The sequence below is a fragment of the Mycolicibacterium sp. 624 genome (assembly GCF_040548615.1).
Lineage (GTDB): Bacteria > Actinomycetota > Actinomycetes > Mycobacteriales > Mycobacteriaceae > Mycobacterium.
Window position 1 is genome coordinate 404271 of record NZ_JBEPRZ010000005.1, and the last position, 24510, is coordinate 428780.

Genomic DNA, 24510 nt, shown 5'->3' on the forward strand with positions numbered 1-24510 from the left:
GCGCTCAGCCCTCGAGCTTGTAGCCCAGCCCCCGCACCGTGACCAGATGCACCGGGTTCGCCGGGTCGGACTCGATCTTGGAGCGCAACCGCTTGACGTGAACGTCGAGCGTCTTGGTGTCGCCGACGTAGTCCGCACCCCACACCCGATCGATGAGCTGACCGCGGGTCAGCACCCGTCCGCTGTTGCGCATCAGGTACTCGAGCAGGTCAAACTCCTTGAGCGGCAGGGTGATCAGATCGCCGCCCACCGACACGATGTGGCGCTCGACGTCCATCCGGACCGGCCCGGCCTCCAGCACGCCATCACCGATCCCCGGATCGTCGACCTCGACACCGCGGCGCAGCACCGCGCGGATGCGTGCGATCAGCTCACGCGCCGAGTACGGCTTGGTGACGTAGTCGTCGGCGCCGAGCTCCAGGCCCACCACCTTGTCGATCTCACTGTCCCGTGCGGTGACCATGATGACCGGCACCGTGGACTTCGACCGCAGTTGCTTGCACACGTCGGTGCCGCTCATTCCGGGCAGCATCAGGTCAAGCAGCACGATATCGGCACCCGCACGCTCGAACTCGGCAAGCGCCGACGGCCCGTCGGTGACCACCGTCGCCTCAAAGCCCTCCTTGCGCAGCAGAAACGCCAGGGGGTCAGCCAGCGACGGCTCGTCCTCCACGATCAACACATTCGTCATTTCGGTGGGTGGTCCTCTCGTTTGTGTGACCCGTCGCGCTCGTCTGGGTCGTCCAGGTCGTGATGGGGGTAGGTCGGTATGGACAAGGTGAAGGTCGATCCGGTGCCCGGCTGACTCCACAGCCGAATGGATCCGTTGTGATTGGCCGCGACGTGCTTGACGATGGCCAGTCCTAGTCCCGTGCCTCCAGTGGCCCGGGATCGCGCCTTGTCGACGCGGAAGAAGCGTTCGAAGACCCGTTCCTGGTCAGCGCTGGCAATGCCGAAACCGCGATCGGTGACCGCGATCTCAACGAAGTTGCCACGTCGCCTACGGCTGACTGACACTTGCGATCCCTCGGGCGAGTAGGCGATCGCATTGGACACCAGGTTGGCGATCGCGGTGACCAGCAGCGGTTGATCGCCGTACACCCGGTAACCGGTCGGTGCGTCGGTGTTGATCGCGATGTCGGCGTTGTCGGCGGCCACCTTGTGGCGCGACAGTGCCTCGGTCACCACGGTGTCGACGTCGACCGCCTCGAGGTCGGGCAGCGGTTCGGCACCCTGCAGCCGCGACAGTTCGATCAGCTCGCCGACCATATTGGCCAGGCGCTTGGACTCGGTGCCCATCATCTCGGCGAAGCGGGCGACCGTCTCAGCGTCGTCGGTGGAGGCGAGCAACGCCTCGGCGAGCACGCCCATGGCTCCCACCGGGGTCTTCAGTTCGTGACTGACGTTGGCGACGAAGTCTCGACGGGTCGCCTCCATGCGGGCGTGTTCGGACTGGTCGTCGACGTAGACGACGGCGAAGCGGCGGTCGTCTTCCGTCAGCAGCCGCACGTGGCCACGCACGTTCAAACCCGACCGGCCGGGATTCTGCTTGCGAGTCGGCGACAGATCGACCTCGATGTCCTCACCGGTGGCCAGCGTGCGCTGTGCCGCCGACCAGGCGCGCTCGTCGAGCAAACGGTCCCGGACCAACCCCAACTCCTCGGCCTGTGCGTTGGTGTAGACGACGTCGCGGTGAGTGTCGACCACGACTATGCCGACCGGTGACATCGCCACGACGTGCTGCAGCATCTGCGAGATGGTGATGCCGTCCTGCTCGAGCGAGCGGCGTTCCTGGCGTTCACGGAGTCGCGGCATCAGCACCACTCCGAACGCTGCGCCGAGCGCCAGCGCGAGCAATGCCACGACCGCTGTCAGCAGCAGTGCGGACCCCACACTCACGGGCAAATCGTACGCACCCGGTGAACGTCATCCCAGCAGCGTGCGGCCAATTCGGGACAAGTCACACATTCAAAGACAGGAGTTTGTCCGGTGTTCACTCGCGTTCACCCGAGTTCACCGGAATTTTGCTCCAACGGACCTTGATCAGCCGCCGTCGGCTACTTGGCGCCCTGGGCGGCGACGGCCGCGGCACCGGCGGCAGCGGCGTCGGGATCGAGGTACCGCCCGCCAGGGACCGTGGGGCGCAGGTCAGCGTCCAGGTCGTAGACCAGCGGGATACCGGTGGGGATGTTCAGCCCCACCACGTCGGCATCGGTCATGTCATCGAGGTACTTCACCAGGGCGCGCAGTGAGTTCCCGTGCGCGGCGATCATCACGGTCTTGCCTGCCCTCAGATCGGGCACGATCGCTTGCTCGAAGTACGGCACGAAGCGGGCGACGACGTCGGCGAGGCACTCAGTCAGCGGGCCACCGCCGATATCTGCGTAGCGCGGATCGGCGTCCTGGCTGTACTCGCTGCCCTTCTCGATCGGGGGCGGCGGCGTGTCATAGCTGCGACGCCACGCCATGAACTGCTCTTCGCCGTACTTCTCCTTGGTGGCGGCCTTGTCCAACCCCTGCAGCGCACCGTAGTGCCGCTCGTTGAGTCGCCAGCTGCGGTGCACGGGGATCCAGTGCCGGTCAGCCCTGTCCAGGGCCAGGTTGGCGGTGGTTATCGCGCGCCGCATCAGCGATGTGTACAGCACGTCGGGCAGCACGCCCTCAGCGGCGAGCAGCTCGCCACTGCGGGCTGCCTCGGCTCTGCCCTTGTCCGTGAGGTCGACGTCGACCCACCCGGTGAAGAGATTCAGCGCATTCCATTCGCTCTCGCCGTGACGGAGCAGCACCAACGTCGCCATGGGGCTCATCCTTTCACGTACGAGTCTCAGGCCGAGTCGGAGTCCTCTGTGTCATCGGTGTCGTCAACGATGAGGTGCTCGAAGGCCTCGAGATTCTTGAGCGACTCGCCTCGGGCGACCCGCCACTCCCATTCCCGCTGGATCGATGAGCGAAAGCCCAACTCCAGCAGGGTGTTGAAGTCCGAGTCGACGGCTTCGAGCACCTGGCCGAGGACACGGTCGACCTCGTCGGGTGTGACGGCGTGCAGCGCCATCCGGCCCACGAGGTAGATGTCGCCGACGTTGTCGAGCGTGTAGGCGACCCCGTAGAGCTTGCGGTTGCGGCGCAGCATGAACCGGTAGACACCCTCGGCGTTCTCGTCGGGTCTACGGCACACGAACGCCTCGATCCGCACCGCGTGATCTCCGACGCGCAGGATCGTGTTGGTCTTGAGCTTGCGCTCCCCCGGCAGCGAGACGACCACGCCGGGGCGGCCGTCATGCTCACCCTGGTAGACGGTGTACTCGAGATCGTGTTCGGCCAGCGTGTCCTCAATGACCTGTTGGACGTTCAAGCGCGCACACCGCGCCGCACCGAGAACCGCCTGCCATTGCGTCGCGCCTTGGCGTCGTGCCCTTGGTGGCGCGCGTGGTAGTCGGCGATGGCGCGGCCGTAACTGTCCAGCAGCGCGTCGACGGTGTGCGCCCAGGAGAACGTCGCGGCATGCCGGTGCGCGGCCTCGCGCATGGCCTTCGGATCCCGTGCGAGCAGGTCGCCGATCGCCGCCGCCCAGGCGTCGGTGTCGTGAGTGGGCACCAGGGTGCCGCTCACCCCGTCGCGTACCGCGACCGGGAGGCCACCGACTGCCGCCGCGACCACCGGGGTGCCGCAGGCCTGGGCCTCGACCGCCACCAACCCGAACGACTCGGCGTAGCTCGGGACCGCGACCAGATCGGCGGCCCGGTACACATCGACGAGTCCGTCGCGGGCCTGAGGCGGTAGGAAAGTCACGCGGTCGGTGATACCCAACTCGTCGGCCAAACGAACCAGACCGTCGGGATTGGCCAGGCCGGTGCCCGAGGGGCCGCCCGCGATGAGCACGCGCACCCCCGGCAGCTTGGCGGCGGCGCGGAGCAGGACGTCGGGCGCCTTGAGCGGCTGAATCCGGCCGACGAACGCGACCACCTGCTCGTCGGGCGACAGGTTCAGCGCGCGCCGCGCGGCGTCCCGGTCACCGGGGGTGAACGTCGCGAGATCGACCCCGGGATGGACGACGTCGATGCGGTCGGGGTCCGCGTGGTGCAGTGAGACCAGTTGACCCGCCTCGTATTCGGTGTTGACGATCAGCCGGTCAGCCTCGTCGGTCACCTGCTGCTCGCCAACCGCGCGCAGCGGCGGTTCGGGGGCGTCGCCGATCGCCAGCGACGCGTTCTTGACCGCGGCCAGGGTGTGCGCGGTGTGCACCAGCGGCACCGCCCAGCGGTCCCGGGCCAACCATCCGACCTGGCCGGACAGCCAGTAGTGCGAGTGCACGATGTCGTAGTAGCCGGGTTCGTGAGTCGCCTCGGCCCGCAGGACGCCTGCGGTGAACGCACACAGCTGAGTGGGCAGGTCGTACTTGTCGAGGCCCTCGAACGGACCCGCCACCACATTGCGCACCAGCACGCCGGGGGCCACCCGGACCACCGGCTCGTCCGATGACGACGTCGCCCTCGTGAAGATCTCGACCTCGACGCCGCGGCGGGCGAGTTCCAACGCGCTCTGCAGCACGTAGACGTTCATCCCGCCCGCGTCGCCGGTACCCGGCTGGGCGAGCGGCGAGGTATGGACCGACAGAACGGCTACGCGCACCACCCCATACTTACACCGCGCCCCGAGCCCGCCACGTCGACCCTCTTCAGGCGGTGCGATCGCGGGCCGCTCGTCGCATCGCGCCGATCGGATCGGCGTAGAGGCCACCGAGGGAGACCACCCCAGCACCGGCCTCCTGGATGCGGTTGCCGAACGAGGTCACCCGGATATCGCGCGGTCCGAGCACGGAGCGCTCGGCGAACGCGGCCTCCACGAGCGGCACACCCTCGGGGTACTCCGTGAACGCCTGCCCACCGACCACGAGGTCATCGGGGTTGAGCATGTCGCGCAACAGTGCGACGGCCTCGCCGAGCACCCGGGCACGCTCCGCAAGTAGGCCTGCGGCCTGCGCATTGCCCTGACGGGCGGCGCGGAGCACCGCGCCGATTGTCGACGATGATCCGTCGGCGGGCACGATGCGCAGCCTGCGGGCCGCCGACAACACCGCCTCGTCACTGACCGTCGATTCCAGTTGGCCTGTGCCACCCAATAACTCGGACTGAGCGGGCAGTGCGGCAATGGTGCCGGGTCCGCTGGCGGGCGAGTGCACCCGACCGCCGATCGACAATGCGTAGCCGACGGTCTCGCGGGCGTACAGGTACAGGCTGGTGGACGTCTGGGCCGCCGACCGGCGTGACCCCAGCAGAAGCTCGGCGCCCGCCATCGCGTCGACGTGGCTTGCGAGCGAGACCGGAAGGCCGAGCGTCTCGGCGAGCACGGGGCCGACCGGAGCGCCCGACCAGCCCAGCCGGGCGTGGTCGATCTGGCCCGTGACGCTGTCGACCACGCCACCGGCGGTCACGCCAACCCACAGCGGACGGCGCCGGTGCCAGCGGCTCAGGTAGCGCCGGGCACTGCCGGCCAGCGAGGCGAGTGCCGCGTTCTGCGTGCCCAGCGGGGTGGGGGTCTCGACGACGTCGAGTGTCCGTCCCAGCAGATCGGTCGCGGCGATGCTGGTGGTGCGGGCGCCGATGTGTACGGCCAGGGTGAGGAAGGGTTCGTGATTCACCTCGACGGGGACCCGCGGGCGTCCGATGGCGCCGGAGACTGCGAGATCGGCGCGCTCACGCAGCACGCCGGCGTCCAGCAGCGCTGTCACCTGCCGGTTCACGGTGGCGATGCTCAGGCCGGTGACCTTGGCGACGACGTCGCGGGCGATCGGGCCCCGCACGCGGGCGGCCCCGAAGACGGCGGCAGCGGCGGCGTCGGCGACGCGCAGCGACGGGGCCACGATGTGGTGGCGGGCGAGCAGTGCGCGCTTGGCATGTGCCGCCGCGGTCTGGCGGGCGACGGCGCTCGAGGCGGTGGTGCTGGGGGCGGAGATGGTGGAAGTGCTCACGGAACGGTCCTTTGGAAGAAGTCGGCTGGTGGGTGCGGGCCACACCTGCGACTCAGCCGGACGTTCTAAGGAGTCCGCGATTCAGTCAGGCGCGACGAGTTGCGCAACAACAACACGCACGCCGAGTGGCGATACGGGAAGCCTGACCTGAGGACACGTCGTGAACCTAGCACGCTGACTAGGGTTGGTGCGATGACGGCACCAGAATCGAATCAACGCGTCGCGGTGGTCACCGGCGCCAGCTCCGGGATAGGCGCAGCGACGGCTAAAACACTTGCAGCCCTTGGCTTTCACGTCATCGTGGCGGCCCGTCGGGCGGACCGAATCTCCGCGTTGGCGGACGAGATCGGCGGCACCGCCATTGTGACGGACGTCACTGATGACGCATCGGTGAATGCGCTGGCAGCGGGCCTGGAGCGGGTGGATGTGCTGGTCAACAACGCCGGTGGCGCCAGGGGCCTGGCTCCAGTCCTCGACGCCGACCTCGAGCACTGGCGGTGGATGTGGGAGACCAATGTGCTGGGCACGCTGCGCGTGACCCGGGCCCTGCTGCCCAAGCTGGTCGAATCCGGTGACGGCCTGGTGGTCACGGTGACCTCGATCGCCGCCTTCGAGACCTATGACGGTGGCGCGGGCTACACCGCCGCCAAGCACGGACAAGGCGCGTTGCACCGCACGTTGCGCGGCGAGCTGCTTGGAAAACCCGTGCGGCTCACCGAGATTGCCCCCGGGGCGGTGGAGACGGAGTTCTCACTGGTCCGCTTCGATGGCGACCAGGACCGCGCGGACGGGGTGTACCAGGGGATCACACCACTGGTGGCCGACGACGTCGCCGAGGTCATCGGGTTCGTCGCGTCGCGGCCGTCGCACGTCAATCTCGATCAGATCGTGATCAGGCCGCGAGACCAGGCACCCAACGGCAGGTTCAACCGCCGGGTCTAGCGCCACCCGGGGCAGCACTCGGCGTGGTGGTCCCCGACGGCGTCGGCGCGCCACTGGGCGTCGCGGGTGCGGTGTCGGGGATGTTGGTCGGCGACTGCGCGTCCGAAAGCGCCGACATCGCGGTCCACTCGTTCCAGTCGATGACCCAGTCCCAGATGTCGCCGTCGGCGTAGGACAGCTCGATGCGGGTGCCGGTGACCTCGACGGGGTCGCCGTACATCGCGGTGTTGAAGTACTGCTCGGCGTCCGCGGTCGACAGGTTGATGCAGCCATTGGTGACGTTGGTGTTGCCCTGCGCGTCCGCGCTGTTGGGGTTGGCGTGGATGAACTCGCCGTTGTTGGAGATCCGCACCGCGAACCGCTCGTGCACGTTGGCGTAGCCGGCGGCCGGGTTGGTCATCCAGAAGTCCTCGTACTTCTCGGTGACCACGTGGATGCCGCTGCGCGTGACATTGCGGTCCAGGTCGCCCTCGCCGTAACTGCACGGCAGGGTCATGATCACGCCGGCATCGGTGAGCACCTCGATCTGGTGCGACGACGCCTCGGCCTTGACCAGCTGGTAACGCCCGACGCTGAAGTCAAGCGTCGAGTCCGCCGCACCGAACGCCCCGGCGCCGAACGGCACACCGTAGAGGTCGGCGCTGACGTGGACCTTGGTGCCTGCCGGGTAGTACTCCCTTGTGCGCCAGTGCACCCGCGAACCGCCGACCTCATCGGGCAACCAGGCCCAACCGCCCTCGACGGGCGGCGTGGTTGTGACGGTGAGGGCCTTCTCCACCCGCGCCCTGTCCTCGTCGGCGATCGCCGCGTCGAATTGCAGGATGATGGGCGCCGCCACGCCGACGGTCTGCCCGTCGGCCAACTGGAACTGGCCGTTGACCTGCACCTGCGGATCGACGGTGGTGAAACTGCCTGCCAGCGGCACGGCCTTGCCGTCGTGGCCGACGACCGAGCCGCCCCAGGTGTACTCCGCGCCGTAGCCCAGCGGCTCGCTCACCGTGAACGCCGTGCGGTCCCGGTTCACCGCACCGGCGACCACCCTGCCCTCGGAGTTGGTCAGCGTGACGCGCTGGAACCAGCCGTTATCGACCTCGACGCCGACCTTGGCCGTCGGCACCACATCATCGGCCGCGTTGGCGGGATTGAAGGTGATCTCGGGGGCCTTGGGTGACTCGGCGGTCGGCGACCCGTCCGGCCCGGTGACCGTCCGCCCGGCGCATGCGGCAAGGAAGCCGGAGGCCCCCACCGCAATCGCGGTCATCGCTGCACGCCGGTTCATGGTCACGTCGACCAAGGGTACCTAGAGGGTGGCCCCAATCAGGCATGGCTCGGGTGTGAGATCGATCCCGAACGCCGCGCGCACACCGTCACGGACCGTCCTGGCCAGCGCGATCACATCGGCGGTGGTCGCGGATCCGCGGTTGGTCAGGGCCAGGGCGTGCTTGGTCGACAACGTGGCAGCCGCACCCGCACCCGGGTAGCCCTTGCCGAATCCCGCCCGCTCGACCAGCCAGCCCGCGGCCAGTTTGACCCCGTTCGGGGCCGGATAGTTGGGTACCGGCGCGCCCACGGTGGCCAGGATCCTCTCGAAGTCAGCCTTCGTGACCACGGGGTTGGTGAAGAAGGAGCCGACGCTCCACGTGTCGTTGTCCGCAGCGTCGAGCACCATGCCCTTGGCGGCACGCAGCCCCAGCACCGCCTCACGCACCCGCGCCGGGTCGGTCCGGGCGCCGGCCTCGGCGGCCAGGGTGGTGGCCAGTTCGCCGTAGCGCAGCGGCGCACTGAGACCGGCGGCGTCCAGGGTGAACTCGACCTCCAGCACGACGGCGTGATCGGAGTTCTTCAGCACGCTGTGCCGGTAACCGAAGCCCAGTGCATCGGGCTCGACCCACTCGTCGGCACCGGTCCTTCGGTCGAGCAGCCGCACACGGCTGATGGTGTCGGCCACCTCCGCGCCGTATGCGCCGACGTTCTGCACAGGCGTGGCACCCGCGGAACCCGGTATCCCCGACAGGCACTCGAGCCCACCCAGGCCATGTTCCAGCGAGGTCACGACGACGTCGTCCCACACGGCGCCCGCCTCGGCCCGCAGCACGCGCCCCTCGACACTCACCCCGGAATTGCGCAGGTGCACGACGGTCAGGTCGGTCAGATCATCGGCGATGACCACGTTCGAGCCACCGGCCAACACCAGGGATCGTTCGTCGCCGGGGAGTTCTCGCAGCACCGCGATGATCTGTTCGGTGCGCTCGCACGTGATCAGGCGGCGGGCCACGGGGCCGACACGCAACGTCGTCAGCGGCGCGAGCGGCACGAACTCGCTGACCGCTGCGCCTGCGATATGCGAACCGACCACGGGGCGTAACGGTAGCCTGAGCGGCTATGTCACGTTCTTTCGACGTGTCCGCGCGCTACGGCGGCAGCGTCGAGCAGGTTTACCGGGCATTCGGGGACCGGCAGTACTGGCTTGCGCGGCTGGCGGATTCGGGTGCTGATGACGCCACCCTCGACTCGATGACCGTCGGATCCGACGGCAGCATCGACGTCATCACCACACAGACCCTGTGGGCGAGTCGGTTACCGGGTCTGGTGTCCCAGTTCCACCGCGGCGACCTGAGTTTCGTGCGTGAAGAGACGTGGACGCCAGTGCGCGACGGGCAGGCAGGCGCGAACGTGCGGGGCTCGATACCCGGCGCCCCCGCATCGCTGTCGGGTACGGCGACGCTGAGCCAGACGGGTGCCGGTTCCCTTCTGGACTTCGCGGCCACCGTCGAGGTCCGCATCCCTCTGGTCGGCGGCAAGGTGGAGAACTTCATCGGCAGCCAACTGGTCGAACTCATCACCGCCGAGCAGCGCTTCACCACCGAATGGATCTCCGCCGGCGCCTCCTAACGCACTTCGGGCCTGGCGGGGTGGACAATCAGGCCATGAGCGGCCCCATCGGACAGCTCACCCGGGGCACCACCGGCTACAACCGGCTGCGGCGCAGCGACCGGTGGCTGGTGCACTCGCCGCGGGTGCGCGCGGCACTGCAGTCGGCCGCCGAACCCCTGGTCGTCGACCTTGGTTACGGGGCGCTTCCGGTGACCACCCTCGAACTGGCGTCGCGTCTGCGAAGTGTGCGCGACGATGTCCGCGTCGTCGGCTTGGAGATTCACCCCGAGCGGGTCGACGCCGCCCGATCGGCGGCACTGCCGGGTGTCGAGTTCGGTCTCGGTGGTTTCGAATTGGCCGGTCTCACACCGGTTCTGGTGCGCGCCTTCAACGTACTGCGACAGTACGACGTCGACGCGGTGCCCGAGGCGTGGTCGATGATGAGCAGGCACCTGGCAGCAGGCGGCCTCATAGTCGACGGGACGTGCGACGAACTGGGTAGGCGGTGCTGCTGGGTACTGCTCGACGCGCAGGGGCCCGTCAGCCTGACGCTGGCGTGCGATCCATTCGCCATCGACAAGCCCTCAGATCTCGCCGAGCGACTACCCAAGGTGCTCATCCACCACAACGTCGACGGGCAACCTATAGGCGCGCTCCTCGCCGCGGCGGACCGGGCCTGGGCCAGTGTGGCCGGCCACGGGGTGTTCGGCCCGCGGGTGCGCTGGCGCGCGATGCTCGACATGCTCGCCGAGCAGGGAATCCCCGTCGATCCCCCGCGCCGCCGACTCCGCGACGGCGTGCTGTCGGTGCCCTGGGACACCGTCGCACCCCGGTAGACCCGCAGTAGGCTCGATCCATGCGAATCGCGCTCGCGCAGATCACGTCCAGCACCGATCCCTCGGCCAATCTCAGCCTGGTCGAGGACTACTCACGCCGCGCCGCCGACGCGGGCGCGCGCATGGTGCTGTTTCCGGAGTCGACGATGTGCCGGTTCGGCGCGCCCCTGGCTCCGATCGCGGAACCGCTCGACGGGCCGTGGGCGTCGGAGGTGCGTGCGATCGCGCAGCGCTACGGCATCGTCGTGGTGGCTGGTATGTACTGCCCAAGCGGCGACGGCCGGGTCACCAACACCCTGATCGCCGCGGGCCCATCCACGGAGGGCCTCATCGACGCGCACTATGACAAGATCCACCTCTACGACGCGTTCGGGGTCACCGAGTCCCGCACCGTCGCACCGGGTTTCGAGCCGACCATGATCACGGTCGATGGTGTCCGGGTCGGCCTGACCACCTGCTACGACATCCGGTTCCCCGAGCTCTACGTCGAGCTGGCCCGGCGCGGCGCCCAGATCATCACAGTGCACGCGTCCTGGGGTTCGGGTCCGGGCAAGCTCGACCAATGGACGCTGCTGGCGCGCGCCCGGGCTCTGGACACCACCGCCATCGTGGCGGCGGTTGACCAGGCCTATCCCGGCGATGAGATCGCGGCGAGCGGCCCGACCGGTGTGGGCGGCAGCCTGGTGGCCTCGGCCACCGGCGATGTGATCGCCGCGGCGGGGGCTGACGTGCAGTTATTGGTCACCGACGTCGACCTCGCCAGCGCAGAGAAGGCACGGGCGAGCATCGCGGTGCTCGACAACCGCACAGCGTTCGCGTGGTCGAGTAGGGCACAATCGCTGGGGTGACCGATCCGTGGGCCCGTCCGGCCAACCAGCCACCCCAGGAGCCGACCCCCCCGACCGGTGAGCAGCCGACCCAGCAGCTGCCTCCGCAGGCAGCCCCGCCAACAGCCCCGCCGCCGGCCCCGCCGACTGGCCCGCCGCCGCAGCAGGCTCCCGCAGCTCAGCCACCCGAACCGCCGAAGCCGCCCAAGACCGGGTCAGCCTTCACCAGGTTCATTCGCGACCCGCTGTCGATCACGCTGGTCATCGTGATCGTGGCCGCCCTCGGGCTGGCAGGCCTGGTCGGCGGCGAGCTGTGGGCACGCAGCAAGGGCAGCGAGGTCGTCGCCCAGTCCACGCAGTGCATCGTGCAAGACGGTGTGACGGTGTCGTTCGGCGCTCGCCCGTTCCTGCTGCAGCACTTCACCGGCCACTACAGCGGTATTCACATCACCACGGCGGGCAACAACATCCGCGAGGCCAAGGGCATGAAGGCCGATATCGTCATCGACAACGTCACGGTGGCCAACGACGGCAGTAACCGCGGCACCATCGGAAACCTCAACACGACCGTCACCTGGTCAGCCGAGGGCATCAAGGAGACCATCAAGAAGGCGATCCCGCTGATCGGTAGCTTCGTCAACGGTGTGACCACCAACCCGAGCAACGGCACGGTGGAACTCGATGGCGTGCTGGGTTCCATCATCGCCAAACCGCAGGTCGTCAACGGCAGCATCTCGCTGCAGGTCGTCGAACTGACGGGGCTGGGCTTCACGTTGCCGCGTGAGACCGTGCAGCCGGCACTGGACGCATTCACCAGCCAGCTGACCAAGGACTACCCGATGGATCTGCGGGCCGACAGCATCGAGGTGACCGACTCGGGCGTGACCACCAAGCTCTCGGCGCAGAACGCGACCATGGACGCCGGTGCGCCCCAGAGCGGCGACTGCTTCGCCGGCATCTAGGCCCGCCGCGGATCAGTCGGGCAGACCGTCCAGAACGGCGCGCGTGCCAGACAGGCCCAGCCGGGTGGCACCGGCATTGAGCATCGCGACGGCATCGGCCGCGGTCCGGATGCCACCGCTGGCCTTGACCTCGACGGTCGGGCCGACGGTGGTCGCCATGATCTCGACGGCCCGCACGGAGGCACCGCCTGACGGGTGAAAGCCCGTCGAGGTCTTGACGAAGTCAGCGCCTGCGTCGGCCGCCGTCCGGCACACGTCGATGAGGGTCTGCTCGCCGGCCAGTTCCAGCAGCGCCGCGGACTCGACGATCACCTTGAGCACGACAGCTTCGGGGAGTGACTCGCGCACGGTCGCGACGTCGGCGCGGATGGCGTCGAGATCACCGGCGACTGCGGCGCCGACGTCGATGACCATGTCGACCTCCTGCGCGCCGGCATTGACCGCGATGACCGCCTCGTGCGCCTTGACCGCCGAATCGTGTTTACCCGACGGGAATCCGACGACGGTGGCGATCGCCAGGCCCAGCGCATCCGCGCGTTTGGCTGTGGCCACCATCGACGGAGAGACGCACACCGCGTACACCTCCAGGTCGACGGCCTCCTCGGCCAGGGCGGTCACATCCGCCATCGTGGCCTCGGGCTTGAGCAGCGTGTGATCGACAAGTTCGGCGACTGCGGCTCGTGTCCAGCGTGTACCCATCAGAACGGCTCCTCAGTACCACCGGGATTGCAGCCGGTGGAGAACATCGTGGCGTCATCGACCTCGGGCCGCCAGGGTTCGAGATTCCAGCTGGACTTACCCGGATCGGCGATCTCGGCGAACTGCCAGTGGCACATGAACTGCTCCCGCATGCCCGGGATGTCGGCATCCGGGGAGATCGCGAGCACCTCGGTCCACGCCTCATCACCCTGCGCGATGGTGCCGGGCTGACCTGCCACCACGCGGCCTGCGTACGTCGGATAGACACGCAGGCTGGACAGGTCTCCCCACTTGACCCACTCGGTGTGCACGATGAACGGCGGGCCGGTGACGGGATCCGCGGACGCGGCCGGTGTGGTGACAGGCGTCAACGCGGCTGCGACGGCGACCGCCAACAGCGAGGCGGCGATCAGGCGGGGCACGCCGCTACCGCGACTTTCCCTGAACGTCGAGAATCTTGGGGCGAACGTCGACCATGTAGACGCCGGCCGCGCAGATGACGATGGCGGAGCCGACAGGGGCGCCCAGCAGGTAGGGCAGCGCCAAAAGCGTTGTACCGCCGAGGATCGCGAGCCAGATCGGCTTGCTCAACTTCTCGGCGGCAGTGAATGCGTCCGGGCGTTGCATCGCGGCGTGTATGAAGCAGTAGGCCCCGAAAACCAACGCACCAACCATGATGACGAGGAGGACGTAACCCACCAGGCTCTGAGACTGCACGCCTCAAGCCTAGGCGGGGTACGTCCTCCTGTGCCAAATCGGGCCAGGTGACCCGATCGGGATTACTTCTGGGTGACCTTCTTGGCGGGAGCCTTCTTGGCCGGGGCCTTCTTGGCGGGGGCCTTCTTCGCCGGGGCCTTGGCCGGAGCCTTGGCAGCAGCCTTCTTCACCGGCGCGGCGGCGTTCTCGGCCTTCTTGGGCAGTTCGACACCGACCAGCTTGGCGGCGCGCTCACCCACGGCGCGGGTCTGCGAGGCGACGGTGCCAAGCGCATCCTGCGTCAGCTCGACAGCCTGGTCGGTGACGGTCTCAACGCGGTGAGCCGCCTCTTCGAGCGCCGGCTGGCTGCGCAGACGCTCCAGGGCCGCCTCGCCCCGCTCGACGAGCCGGTTGTAGGTTGCGGTCGCGGAATCGGCGTAGCCCTCGGCAGCCTTGCGCAGCTCATCGCTATTGAGGCGCTCGCGGAGATCGCCCACCTGGCTCGGCAGCTCCTCCTGCAACTTGTTCAGGTTCGCGCGAGCCTCCTCGACGCGCGCCTCGGCGTCGGTGCGGGCACCCTCGGCGCGCTCGCGCAGCGCGATGACGATCTCGTTCACGGTGGCGAGCGCCAGGTCTGCGGCACCCACGGCGGCGAGCAACGGAGCCTTCAGGTCTTCAATGGTGGGCTGATTCTTCTCGGCCATGTCAGTTCATTCCTCTCAGGATGTTCATGCGGTGTTTTGGTGTGTTCGTGATTTCAGTTCGCGGTGAGGCGGATGTCAGTCAGTAGTTGGCTCCTCATCACTGTCAGAGGCTGCTTCATCAGCTGCCGCTTCGTTCTGCTGGCGAAACGAGGCGTAGATGTCGAGCAACACCTGCTTCTGCCGCTCGGTGATCGCGGTGTCGGCCACGACGGCGTCGCGCACCTCGCTGGGTTCACTCGGCTCGAGGATTCCGGCTTGGACGTAGAGCACCTCTGCCGACAACCGCAGCGCCTTCGCGATCTGGTTGAGCACGTCCGCGGACGGCTTACGCAGTCCCCGCTCGATCTGGCTGAGGTAGGGATTGCTGACACCGGCCTTCTCGGCGAGCTGCCGAACCGATACCTGGGCGGCCTCGCGCTGGGTTCGGATGAAACTGCCGATGTCGGACGCGGCGTTGCTTACGACTGCGGCCAGCTTCTCGTCTTGCGACATGTTCACCCCCTCCGTCAGTAACCGATTGGCCTCGAAATCAACCGTAAGACGGGGTGCTAACTTTTGCAAGCACTAGTTAGCGCAGGTCAGAACAGCAGCTGGGCTATCGAATAGATGACGAGGCCCGCGAGCGCACCCACCACGGTGCCATTGATTCGAATGAACTGCAGGTCACGGCCAACATGTAGCTCGATCCGGCGACTCGCCTCGTCGGCATCCCAGCGCTCGATGGTCTCGGTGATGATCGCTGTGATCTCCGTCCCATACTGCGTCACCAGGTGCTGAGCCGCTCGAATGATCCAGTTGTCGACCTTGTCTCGCAGGTCGGCGTCATCACGCAGCGACTCCCCGATATGCACGACGGAGTCGGCGATACGCGCGCGCAGCGTCGAGGACGGATCCTCGACCGACTCCAGGATGATGCGCTTGGCCGCACCCCACGCCGTCTCGGCGGCACGCGCCACCTCGTCGCGAGCCATGATCTCTTCCTTGACCTTCTCCGCACGCGCGATCGTCGTGTCGTCGTGTTGCAGGTCGTCAGCGAACTCGAAGAGGAACTTTGTGGCCGAGCGTCGCAGCTCGTGGTCGGGGTTGCGGCGCACCTTGTCGGTGAAGTCCACCAGCTCGCGATGTATCCGGTCCCCCACCAGATGGTCGACCCAGCGCGGCGACCACGTCGGCGAGTCACGCTCGATGACACGCTCAATGACCTCACCCGAATTCAGGGACCACTGGAACGCGCGATCGGCGAGCAATTGAATCAGGGCCTCCTGGCGGCCGGCCTCCAGCAGCGAGGCCAGCACCCGACCGATCGGCGGTCCCCACTGCGGGTCGGCGATGCGTTTGACGATCATCCGGTCCACGAGCTGTTGGATGTCCTCGTCGCGCAGCATCTCGACCAGAACACGCAGTACCGTCGACGCCTCCGCGGCAACCCGCTCGGCGTGCGCGGGCTCCGACAGCCATTTGCCTGCGCGGCCCGACACCTGGGCGTCTCGGAGCTTCGTCTCGACCACCTCAGGAGACATGAAGTTCTCCCGGACAAACGTCCCGAGACCCTCGCCGAGCTGGTCTTTCTTGCGCTTGATGATCGCGGTGTGCGGTATCGGGATGCCCAGCGGATGCTTGAACAGGGCCGTCACGGCGAACCAGTCGGCGAGTGCACCCACCATGCCCGCCTCCGCGGCAGCGCGGACGTAGCCCACCCAGGGGTCCGCACCGCGCGACTGGGCCCACGTGCACAGCAGAAAAACGATGGTCGCGCCCACCAGAAACCCCAGGGCAACGACCTTCATTCGGCGCAGGCCACGGCGCCGTTCGGCGTCAGCAACGGAGTCGATTCCGGCCAGAGTTTCGGCGAAGCTCGCTCGCGCCTGCGCGGTGGGTCGGTGTGACACTCCACCATCATGCCGTCATCACGACAGGGACCCGTGCGTCCCATCGTCCGGCCGCGATCCATCGGCCGTATCATCGGGGGCAACATAGGGAACGGAATACGGGGATACGTGGCACAGCAGACCCCAGCCGGGGCGGTGAAGACCGATGGCCGCAAGCGACGCTGGCACCAGCACAAAGTCGACCGCCGCAATGAGCTGGTCGACGGCACGCTGGTAGCCATCCGCAGTCGCGGCAGCAACGTGAGCATGGACGAGATCGCCGCCGAGATCGGCGTCTCCAAGACCGTGCTGTACCGGTACTTCGTCGATAAGAACGACCTCACCACCGCGGTGATGATGCGTTTCGCCCAGACCACCCTGATCCCCAACATGGCCGCCGCCCTGACATCCAACCTGGACGGCTACGCGCTGACCCGGGAGATCATCCGGGTGTATGTCGACACCGTCGCCGCCGAACCGGAGATCTATCCGTTCGTGATGGCCAACAGCTCGGCGAGCAAGAGCAAGGCCGTCGCCGATTCCGAGCAGATCATCGCTCGCATGCTCGGCGTCATGCTCCGGCGACGGATGGCTGAGGAGGGCATGGACACGCACGGCGCGCAGCCATGGGCGTTCATGATCGTCGGGGGTGTGCAGCTGGCCACTCACTCGTGGATGTCGCATCCCCGGATGACCGCCGACGAACTGATCGACTACCTCACGATGCTGTCCTGGAACGCGTTGCGCGGAATCGTCGAGGTGGGCGGATCGCTGGAGAAGTTCAACGCGCAGGCGCATCCATCCCCAACCCTGCCTCCTCAGCTGCTTGACTGATGCGGTGACCGAGACCGATCTGCCCGAGTTGTGGACCCACGAGCCTCACATCCAACTGGAGTTCAAGGCCGGCGACCGGGTCGCCGACATCGACACCAATGCCACCCCGGGTTTTAAGGGCAGCAAGAGCGACTCCCCTGCTCTGCAGGAGGAGCGCAACGCGGGCTTCGCCGAACTGCAGGAGATGCTGTACGCCAGTAGCCGCGGCGGCGACAACCGGTCGGTGCTGCTGGTACTTCAGGGCATGGACACCGCGGGCAAGGGCGGCATCGTCAAACACGTTGTGGGCGCGGGCAATCCGCAGGGAATCCAGTACACCAGCTTCGGCAAGCCCACCGCGGAGGAACTCGCCCACCACTACCTGTGGCGGATTCACAAAGCACTGCCCGCGGCCGGTCACATCGGAGTGTTCGACAGGTCGCACTACGAGGACGTGTTGATCGTGCGGGTACACGACCTGGTGCCGCCCGACGTGTGGGGCGCCCGCTACGACGAGATCAATGCCTTCGAGAAGGAACTTGTCGACACCGGCACCACCATCGTCAAGGTGGCGATGTTCGTCTCACTCGACGAGCAGAAGAAGCGCCTGACGGAGCGCCTCGAGCGACCCGAGAAGTACTGGAAGTACAACCCGGCCGATATCGACGAACGCCTGCTGTGGCCGAAGTATCAGGAGGCCTACCAGGCGGTTCTGGATCGCACGTCCACCGAGTACGCGCCGTGGCACGTGATCCCCTGCGACCGCAAGTGGTACAGCCGACTGGCCATCACCGAATTGTTGATCGAGGCCCTCAAGGGACTCGAATTGTCTTGGCCGCCAGCCGACTTCGACGTGGAAGCCGAGAGGCGCAGGCTAGCGCAGGCCTGACCGGAGCTACTTGACCAGGGTGAACTGACCGATGTTGGTGATACCGCGGTGGAAGAAGTCCGCGCAACCGGTCAGGTACTTCATGTAGCGCTCGTAGATCTCCTCGGAGGTGATCGCGATCGCCTGGTCCTTGTTGGCCTCCAGGTTCGCCGCCCACATGTCCAGCGTCCGGGCGTAGTGCGGGCGCAACAGGTGCGTGCGCTCCAGCGTGAACCCCGAACCGTCGGCGAGCTTCTCGATGTCCTCCACCGCGGGCAGCTGCCCACCCGGGAAGATCACATCGCCGATGAACTTCATGAACTTCAAATCGCTGATCGTCAGCTTGATGCCGTTCTCACGGAAGAACTCCTGGGTATGAGCCAGGATCGTGTGCAGCAGCATGCGGCCATCGTCGGGCAGGATGCTGTAGGCACGCTCGAAGAACGCAGGGTAACGCTCCTGCTTGAAGGCCTCGAATGCGCCGATCGAGACGATGCGGTCGACGGGCTCGTCGAACTCCTCCCAGCCCTGCAGTCGCACCTCCACCGTGCGCGACGTCGGGATCTTGGCGAGCCGGGCCCTGGTGTACTCACTCTGGTTCTTGCTCAGGGTGATGCCGATGACGTTGACGTCGTACTTCTCCACCGCGAGGGCCAGCGCGCCACCCCATCCGCAGCCGACGTCGAGCAGCGTCATCCCCGGCTCGAGGTCGAGCTTGCCCAGCGCAAGGTCGAACTTGGCGAGCTGGGATTCATCCAGCGTCATGTCATCGCGTTCGTAGTACCCGCAGGTGTAACCCATGGTCGTACCCAGGAACAACGCGAAGAACTCATCCGAAATGTCGTATATCGACTGAGACTCTTCGTAATACGGCGACAGATCGGAGTTGGGTTGTGACATTCGCTGACTAATCCTTGCTTTCGCTACACGCGGCGTATGCACCGGCGTCTGCCCCAAACGCCAGGTTAACTAATGACTTCGCCATTTGCCAATGCTGTGATGGGCTTAGTACTTGTAGAAGCCCTGGCCCGACTTCTTGCCGAGCTGACCGGCCTCGACCATCCGCTGCAACAGCGGAGGCGGCCCGTACAGCGGCTCCTTGAACTCCTCGAACATCTTGTCCGCGATCAGTTTAAGCGTGTCGAGCCCGATCAGATCGGACAGCTTCAACGGCCCCATCGGATGCGACAGCCCGGCGACGATGGCGATGTCGATGTCCTCGACCGTGGCGACACCGGCCTCGGCCATGCGCACCGCCGACAGAAGATAAGGCACCAGCAACGCGTTCACCACGAAGCCGGACCGATCCGAACACCTGACGACCTGCTTGCCCAGGACCGCGCCCGCAAACTGCTCGGTGCGGTTCAGGGCCGCATCGGTGGTGACCAACGTGGCCACCAGCTCGACCAGTGGCAGCACGGGAACCGGGTTGAAGAAGTGCAGACCCAGAACGCGGCCAGGATTCTTGGTCGCGGCAGCAATCTTCATGATCGGGATGCTCGACGTGTTCGACGCCAGCACGGCGTCGGGGTCGGTGATGACCTCGTCGAGTTCGGCGAACAGCTTGGCCTTGACGGCCTCGTCCTCGATGATCGCCTCGATCACCAGCTGACGATCCGACAGGTCGGAGAGCTTGGTGGTGAAACTCAGCTTGGCGAGTGCGGCGTCGAACTCGTCCTGGGTCAACTTGCCCTTGTCGACACCCCGCTGCAGAGATTTGGTCAAGCGGTCGCGACCTGCTGTGGTCAGCGCCTCTGTCGGCTCGTAGACCAGCACGTCCACACCGGCACGCACGGACACCTCGGCGATCCCCGCGCCCATCTGCCCGGCGCCAATGACGCCCACCCGCTGAATCTCAGTCACGTTCACCGTTTCTACTATGTCGGAAAATTGAGACAGGCCCCGCCCCGTGGAAAACGCGGGCGGAGCCTGTGCTGCCTTCGCCGGCAGACGCAGACTCGCACGCACGGAGTGCGGTTCACGCGAGTTTGCGTCTGCCGGGCGTCTAGCTCAGTGGAACTGACCCTCTTCGGTCGAGCCCGCAAGCGCGGTGGTCGAGCTCGTCGGGTCGACCGTGGTGGCGATGCGGTCGAAGTACCCTGCACCGACCTCACGCTGGTGCTTCGTCGCGGTGTAGCCGCGCTCCTCGGCAGCGAACTCGCGCTCCTGCAGCTCGACGTAGGCGCTCATCTGGTTGCGGGCGTAGCCGTGGGCCAGATCGAACATCGAGTAGTTGAGGGCGTGGAAGCCGGCCAGCGTGATGAACTGGAACTTGAAGCCCATCGCGCCGAGCTCGTTCTGGAACTTCGCGATGGTCGCGTCGTCCAGGTGCTGCTTCCAGTTGAACGACGGCGAGCAGTTGTAGGCCAGCATCTGGTCGGGGAAGTCAGCCTTGACCGCCTCGGCGAACTTCTTGGCCAGTGCCAGGTCCGGGGTGCCGGTCTCCATCCAGATCAGGTCGGAGTACGGGGCGTAGGCCTTGGCGCGGGCGATGCACGGCTCGACACCGTTGGTGACGTGGTAGAAGCCCTCCTTGGTCCGCTCGCCGGTGATGAACGGCTGATCGCGCTCGTCGACGTCGGAGGTGAGCAGGGTCGCCGCCTCGGCGTCGGTGCGGGCGATGACGAGGGTCGGCACGTCGGCGACGTCGGCCGCGAGGCGGGCCGAGGTCAGGGTGCGGATGTGCTGCTGCGTGGGGATCAGCACCTTGCCACCGAGGTGGCCGCACTTCTTCTCCGACGCGAGCTGGTCCTCCCAGTGCGAACCGGCGACGCCGGCGGCGATCATGGCCTTCTGCAGCTCGTAGACGTTCAGCGCACCACCGAAGCCTGCTTCACCGTCGGCGACGATCGGGGCCAGCCAGTTCTCCACCGAGGTGTCGCCCTCGACCTTGGCGATCTGGTCGGCGCGCAGCAGGGCGTTGTTGATCCGGCGGATGACCTGCGGCACCGAGTTGGCCGGGTAGAGGCTCTGGTCGGGGTAGGTGTGGCCGGACAGGTTCGCGTCACCGGCGACCTGCCAACCCGACAGGTAGATGGCCTTCAGGCCGGCACGAACCTGCTGCACGGCCTGGTTGCCGGTCAGTGCGCCAAGGGAGTTGACGTAGTCCATGCTGTGGAGCTGCTCCCACAGCACCTCGGCGCCGCGGCGGGCGAGGGTGCTCTCCTCGACCACGTGGCCCTGCAGGGCGACGACGTCCTGGGGCGTGTAGGTGCGCTCGATGCCGTTCCAGCGGGGGTTGTGGTCCCAGTCGTGCTGGATCTGCTCGGGGCTCTTCGGCGTGCCAACGGTGGACATTGCGGCTCCTTCGGTTGCTGATCGCCGCGTGCATCGTTGCTAACGTCGCCGCAGCTTCACTCTTTTGCTAACACGACCATGGCACATGGCATATCCGCAGGTCCACCCGTTTGACTTGCCAATTTCCGCCAACAATGTCGTTATCTTGCAAAGGTTGCGAAGGAGCTTCGGAGCTGAACCGGTTCAGAGGTTACCGCGCGGTAAGCGATCTTCGCAGGTCAGTACGCTCGTACTGTTAAACCCGGCAAATCAGAGCGAGAAGATGCTCGCGACGGCTTTCGTCTCGTCGTCGACGACGTATGTGAGCGTTGTAACAGTGCGATCCGTGAGCTCCGGACCGAACGCATCGGTGGAGCCCGCCGGATGCACGTGCCGGATGATCTCCAGCTCGTCGCCCAGCGCCACCGGCAGATCGTGCTCGATCGTCACGCGCAACGGTGCCGCCATCAGCGCGGGCTGGGTGGCCAGGTAGTCCTCGACCACACTCCAGTACACCGAGTTGTTCACGTGATCGAAGATGTCGATATCGCTCACCCGAAGGGGAAAGGGGCGGACATCCTGGGCGTCCTCACGGCTGCCTGCCTTCAGGTAGGCCTTCCACCTCAGCCTGTCGACGTCAGTCGTGCGCTGCAGACCTGAGAGGAAGTCGTCGGAGATGCGCGCCGGGCCCTGCGTCTCCCGGTTGATGTTGATCCAGAACGCCTCGGACTCGATCAGCCCGCCCTTGCGACCGTCGATACGCACCCGCATCTCGCACCACCGGTTCGAGGTTCCAGAACACCACCGCCGCAGCCGCAGCATGTCCTTGAACTCGATGGGCCTGATCACGTCGACCATCGTGCGCCGCACGATCCACAGTGGGTGGGTCTCCTCGTAGCCCATCTCACGCAGCTGGTCCGAGCCGATGTCCTGAATGTGGCGAGTGGCCGCGTCCAACTTCAGCCTGCCCTCGCGGTCGACGTCGGCAACCCGCAGCGGCCACTGCACGTCGAACACGTCGGGGTGGGGGTCGGGGACGGGCAGCATCTGCTTGGCAAGACCCGTCACGGCCTGCGTTTTGGCCGTCGCACCGCTGGTACTCACGAAGTTCGATACTGCCACAGGGTGACCCGTGCAAAGGCTGCGAAGTTGGCATTCACAGCGTTGTTAGGCTGGTTCACGTGGCCAAGACCTTCGTCGGATCGCGGGTACGTCAGCTACGCGGTGAGCGCGGCTTGAGCCAGGCCGCGCTGGCGCAGATGCTCGACATCTCGCCGAGCTACCTCAATCAGATCGAGCACGACGTGCGTCCGCTCACCGTCGCGGTGCTGCTGCGCATCACCGAGGTGTTCGGCGTCGACGCCACGTTCTTCGCCCCCCATGACGACACCCGCCTGGTCGCCGAACTCCGGGAGGTGACACTCGACCGCGATCTCGGCATCGACGTCGACCCGTCCGAGCTCGCGGATCTGGTCAACTCGCATCCGACCCTGGCGCGGGCGATGGTGAACCTCCACCAGCGCTACCGACTGACCGCCACACAGTTGGCGACCGCCACCGAGAGTCGCTACGCCGACGGCAGCGGCAGCGGGGCCATCACGATGCCGCACGAGGAGGTCCGCGACTTCTTCTACCAGCGGCAGAACTACTTGCACGAACTCGACACCGCCGCTGAGGATCTCACCGTCCGGGTGCGGATGCACCGCACCGAACTGGCCCGCGAGCTCTCCGACCGCCTGCGAGCGGTGCACGACGTGCGCATCGTCACGCGCAGCGACCTCGGCGACACCGTGCTGCACCGCTTCGACCCGGAGACCAAGACGCTGGAGATGAGCGCGCACCTGTCCTCGGGGCAGCAGGTGTTCAAGCTCGCCGCCGAACTGGCCTACCTGGAGTTCGGCGATCTGATCTCGAAGCTCGTCGACGAGGGAAACTTCACCAGTGCCGAGTCCCGGACGCTGGCCCGCCTGGGGATAGCCAACTACGTCTCCGCGGCCATTGTGTTGCCCTACAGCCAGTTCCACCGGGTTGCCGAGAACTTCCGCTACGACGTCGAGCGACTGTCGGCGTTCTACTCGGTGAGCTACGAGACGATCGCGCACCGGCTCTCGACGCTGCAACGCCCGTCGATGCGGGGCGTCCCGCTGTCCTTCGTGCGGGTCGACCGTGCGGGCAACATGTCGAAGCGTCAGTCCGCCACCGGTTTTCACTTCTCCTCCAGCGGTGGCACGTGCCCGCTGTGGAACGTCTACGAGACATTCGGCAACCCCGGCAAGATCGGTGTGCAGATCGCGCAGATGCCCGACGGCAGGCACTACATGTGGGTGGCGCGCACGGTCGAGCGGCGCGCGGCGCGATACGGGCAGCCCGGCAAGACGTTCGCGATCGGGCTGGGCTGCGAACTGCGCCATGCCCACAGGCTCGTCTACTCAGAGGGCCTCGACCTGTCCAGCGAGATCGCCACCCCCATCGGTGCGGGTTGCCGGGTGTGCGAACGCGATAACTGTCCGCAGCGCGCATTCCCGGTCCTTGGCGGCGCGCTCGACCTCAACGAGCACCGCAGCACTGTGTCCCCATACCTGGTAAAGCATCCCTAGACTCGCTGTTGTGAGCGCTCCCGAGTCTGCCCCGGCCCGCATCCAACCCGGGGGGTTCCGCGAACTCGGGCCCCTCAACTGGGTGATCGCCAAACTCGGCGCGAGGGCCATCCGCGCGCCGCGGTTCGCCCTGTTCAACGTCATCGGCCAGCACCAACTGCTGTTCCTGGCCTGGCTGCCCTACTCCGGTGTACTGCTCGGCCTCGGCAAGTTGTCGCGCCAGGAGGCCGAACTGGTGATTCTGCGGGTCGGTCACCTGCGCAACTGCGAGTACGAATTGCAGCAACACCGCCGCCTGGCCCGCAGTCGCGGCGTCGACGCGCAGACCCAGGCCCTGATCTTCGAGGGTCCCGACGCCGAGGGGCTCACCGACCGCCAACGGGTGCTGATCACCGCGACCGACGAGTTCGTCATCACCCGTTCCATGTCGGCCGAGACCTGGACGGCGCTCTCGGCCTACCTGAACAAGAAGCAGCTCATCGAGTTCTGCATGCTGGCAAGCCAGTACGACGGCCTGGCGGCGACGATGGCGACGCTTCGCATCCCGCTCGACTTCCCGGACTAGATCGCAGCGCCCGCC

At 66.8% G+C, this 24510-nt stretch carries 27 protein-coding genes; 9 read left to right on the plus strand and 18 right to left on the minus strand.

Annotated features, from left to right (window positions below; genetic code table 11):
* Window positions 1-4: 4 nt before the first annotated feature.
* From ABIA65_RS21570 to ABIA65_RS21595, 6 genes are all read right to left on the minus strand, one after another.
* Window positions 5-691: a response regulator gene (locus tag ABIA65_RS21570; protein WP_241401154.1), complete on the minus strand. Its 687-nt coding sequence runs from the start codon at window positions 689-691 to the stop codon at window positions 5-7.
* Window positions 688-1899, minus strand: a complete 1212-nt coding sequence (locus ABIA65_RS21575; protein ID WP_354524847.1) for a sensor histidine kinase — start codon at window positions 1897-1899, stop codon at window positions 688-690. Before ABIA65_RS21575 ends, ABIA65_RS21570 begins: the two co-directional genes overlap by 4 nt.
* A 158-nt stretch (window positions 1900-2057) precedes the next feature.
* Entirely contained in the window at window positions 2058-2807 is a 750-nt protein-coding gene (locus ABIA65_RS21580) for a phosphoglyceromutase (RefSeq protein WP_241401156.1), read from the minus strand.
* A gap of 17 nt (window positions 2808-2824) precedes the next feature.
* Window positions 2825-3352 carry a type III secretion system chaperone family protein gene (locus ABIA65_RS21585; protein ID WP_241401157.1) on the minus strand — a complete coding sequence of 176 codons (528 nt, stop codon included), beginning with the start codon at window positions 3350-3352 and terminating at the stop codon, window positions 2825-2827.
* Window positions 3349-4629 carry a D-inositol-3-phosphate glycosyltransferase gene (gene mshA, locus ABIA65_RS21590; RefSeq protein ID WP_354524848.1) on the minus strand — a complete coding sequence of 427 codons (1281 nt, stop codon included), beginning with the start codon at window positions 4627-4629 and terminating at the stop codon, window positions 3349-3351. Before mshA ends, ABIA65_RS21585 begins: the two co-directional genes overlap by 4 nt.
* 46 nt (window positions 4630-4675) lie before the next feature.
* Window positions 4676-5953, minus strand: a complete 1278-nt coding sequence (locus ABIA65_RS21595) for an ROK family protein (protein ID WP_371747139.1) — start codon at window positions 5951-5953, stop codon at window positions 4676-4678.
* A 207-nt stretch (window positions 5954-6160) separates the two neighbouring features.
* Between ABIA65_RS21595 and ABIA65_RS21600 the strand changes: the two genes are divergently transcribed.
* Complete coding sequence (locus tag ABIA65_RS21600) at window positions 6161-6910, plus strand: SDR family NAD(P)-dependent oxidoreductase (RefSeq protein WP_241401159.1); 750 nt, start codon at window positions 6161-6163, stop codon at window positions 6908-6910.
* On the opposite strand, the gene ABIA65_RS21605 is transcribed toward ABIA65_RS21600, so the two are convergent.
* Entirely contained in the window at window positions 6894-8189 is a 1296-nt protein-coding gene (locus tag ABIA65_RS21605; protein WP_354524932.1) for a L,D-transpeptidase, read from the minus strand. The two genes, ABIA65_RS21600 and ABIA65_RS21605, sit on opposite strands and share 17 nt — an antisense overlap.
* 21 nt (window positions 8190-8210) lie before the next feature.
* On the minus strand, window positions 8211-9266 hold the full coding sequence (locus ABIA65_RS21610) for a UDP-N-acetylmuramate dehydrogenase (protein ID WP_241401160.1): 1056 nt from the start codon (window positions 9264-9266) through the stop codon (window positions 8211-8213).
* Window positions 9267-9292: 26 nt separating this feature from the next.
* Between ABIA65_RS21610 and ABIA65_RS21615 the strand changes: the two genes are divergently transcribed.
* Genes ABIA65_RS21615 through ABIA65_RS21630 form a run of 4 tightly spaced genes read left to right on the plus strand, consistent with a single transcriptional unit; the run spans window position 9293 to window position 12409 of the window.
* Window positions 9293-9802, plus strand: coding sequence for a DUF2505 domain-containing protein (locus tag ABIA65_RS21615; RefSeq protein WP_354524849.1), 510 nt, complete (start codon window positions 9293-9295; stop codon window positions 9800-9802).
* 35 nt (window positions 9803-9837) lie between these two features.
* A complete protein-coding gene (locus ABIA65_RS21620; protein ID WP_354524850.1) occupies window positions 9838-10620 on the plus strand; it encodes a class I SAM-dependent methyltransferase in 783 nt (260 codons plus the stop codon).
* 20 nt (window positions 10621-10640) lie between these two features.
* Entirely contained in the window at window positions 10641-11468 is an 828-nt protein-coding gene (locus ABIA65_RS21625) for a carbon-nitrogen hydrolase family protein (RefSeq protein WP_241401163.1), read from the plus strand.
* Entirely contained in the window at window positions 11465-12409 is a 945-nt protein-coding gene (locus tag ABIA65_RS21630; RefSeq protein ID WP_354524851.1) for an LmeA family phospholipid-binding protein, read from the plus strand. The genes ABIA65_RS21625 and ABIA65_RS21630 overlap by 4 nt, the downstream gene beginning before the upstream one ends.
* A gap of 12 nt (window positions 12410-12421) precedes the next feature.
* Here ABIA65_RS21630 and deoC read toward each other — a convergent pair whose 3' ends face one another.
* From deoC to ABIA65_RS21660, 6 genes are all read right to left on the minus strand, one after another.
* Window positions 12422-13108, minus strand: a complete 687-nt coding sequence (gene deoC, locus ABIA65_RS21635) for a deoxyribose-phosphate aldolase (protein ID WP_241401165.1) — start codon at window positions 13106-13108, stop codon at window positions 12422-12424.
* On the minus strand, window positions 13108-13530 hold the full coding sequence (locus ABIA65_RS21640; protein WP_371746871.1) for a DUF2599 domain-containing protein: 423 nt from the start codon (window positions 13528-13530) through the stop codon (window positions 13108-13110). The genes deoC and ABIA65_RS21640 overlap by 1 nt, the downstream gene beginning before the upstream one ends.
* Before the next feature lie 4 nt (window positions 13531-13534).
* Window positions 13535-13825 carry a DUF2516 family protein gene (locus tag ABIA65_RS21645; protein WP_354524852.1) on the minus strand — a complete coding sequence of 97 codons (291 nt, stop codon included), beginning with the start codon at window positions 13823-13825 and terminating at the stop codon, window positions 13535-13537.
* A 62-nt stretch (window positions 13826-13887) separates the two neighbouring features.
* Window positions 13888-14508 carry a heparin-binding hemagglutinin gene (locus ABIA65_RS21650; protein ID WP_241401166.1) on the minus strand — a complete coding sequence of 207 codons (621 nt, stop codon included), beginning with the start codon at window positions 14506-14508 and terminating at the stop codon, window positions 13888-13890.
* A gap of 75 nt (window positions 14509-14583) precedes the next feature.
* Window positions 14584-15000: a helix-turn-helix domain-containing protein gene (locus ABIA65_RS21655; protein ID WP_354524853.1), complete on the minus strand. Its 417-nt coding sequence runs from the start codon at window positions 14998-15000 to the stop codon at window positions 14584-14586.
* A gap of 86 nt (window positions 15001-15086) precedes the next feature.
* Window positions 15087-16397 (minus strand): DUF445 domain-containing protein, encoded by a 1311-nt coding sequence (locus ABIA65_RS21660; protein WP_241401168.1) that lies wholly within the window; start codon window positions 16395-16397, stop codon window positions 15087-15089.
* Between the two features lie 108 nt (window positions 16398-16505).
* Here ABIA65_RS21660 and ABIA65_RS21665 point away from each other — a divergent pair, with 108 nt between their 5' ends.
* Window positions 16506-17210: a TetR/AcrR family transcriptional regulator gene (locus ABIA65_RS21665; protein ID WP_241401169.1), complete on the plus strand. Its 705-nt coding sequence runs from the start codon at window positions 16506-16508 to the stop codon at window positions 17208-17210.
* A 4-nt stretch (window positions 17211-17214) separates the two neighbouring features.
* Complete coding sequence (locus ABIA65_RS21670; protein ID WP_354524854.1) at window positions 17215-18078, plus strand: polyphosphate kinase 2 family protein; 864 nt, start codon at window positions 17215-17217, stop codon at window positions 18076-18078.
* 6 nt (window positions 18079-18084) lie between these two features.
* Here the strand turns inward: ABIA65_RS21670 and ABIA65_RS21675 are convergent, their stop codons facing one another.
* From ABIA65_RS21675 to ABIA65_RS21690, 4 genes are all read right to left on the minus strand, one after another.
* Window positions 18085-18957, minus strand: a complete 873-nt coding sequence (locus ABIA65_RS21675; RefSeq protein ID WP_241401171.1) for a cyclopropane mycolic acid synthase family methyltransferase — start codon at window positions 18955-18957, stop codon at window positions 18085-18087.
* A 105-nt stretch (window positions 18958-19062) separates the two neighbouring features.
* Window positions 19063-19920: a 3-hydroxybutyryl-CoA dehydrogenase gene (locus tag ABIA65_RS21680; protein ID WP_354524855.1), complete on the minus strand. Its 858-nt coding sequence runs from the start codon at window positions 19918-19920 to the stop codon at window positions 19063-19065.
* A gap of 147 nt (window positions 19921-20067) precedes the next feature.
* Window positions 20068-21354 carry an isocitrate lyase gene (gene aceA / locus ABIA65_RS21685; RefSeq protein ID WP_241401172.1) on the minus strand — a complete coding sequence of 429 codons (1287 nt, stop codon included), beginning with the start codon at window positions 21352-21354 and terminating at the stop codon, window positions 20068-20070.
* A 249-nt stretch (window positions 21355-21603) separates the two neighbouring features.
* Complete coding sequence (locus ABIA65_RS21690) at window positions 21604-22380, minus strand: acyl-ACP thioesterase domain-containing protein (protein ID WP_354524933.1); 777 nt, start codon at window positions 22378-22380, stop codon at window positions 21604-21606.
* A gap of 134 nt (window positions 22381-22514) precedes the next feature.
* On the opposite strand from ABIA65_RS21690, the gene ramB reads away from it, so the two are divergent.
* Together ramB and ABIA65_RS21700 are read left to right on the plus strand one after the other, a co-directional pair.
* Window positions 22515-23930: an acetate metabolism transcriptional regulator RamB gene (gene ramB, locus ABIA65_RS21695; protein WP_241401173.1), complete on the plus strand. Its 1416-nt coding sequence runs from the start codon at window positions 22515-22517 to the stop codon at window positions 23928-23930.
* A 10-nt stretch (window positions 23931-23940) separates the two neighbouring features.
* Window positions 23941-24495, plus strand: coding sequence for a carboxymuconolactone decarboxylase family protein (locus ABIA65_RS21700; RefSeq protein WP_241401174.1), 555 nt, complete (start codon window positions 23941-23943; stop codon window positions 24493-24495).
* Window positions 24496-24510: the final 15 nt, after the last annotated feature.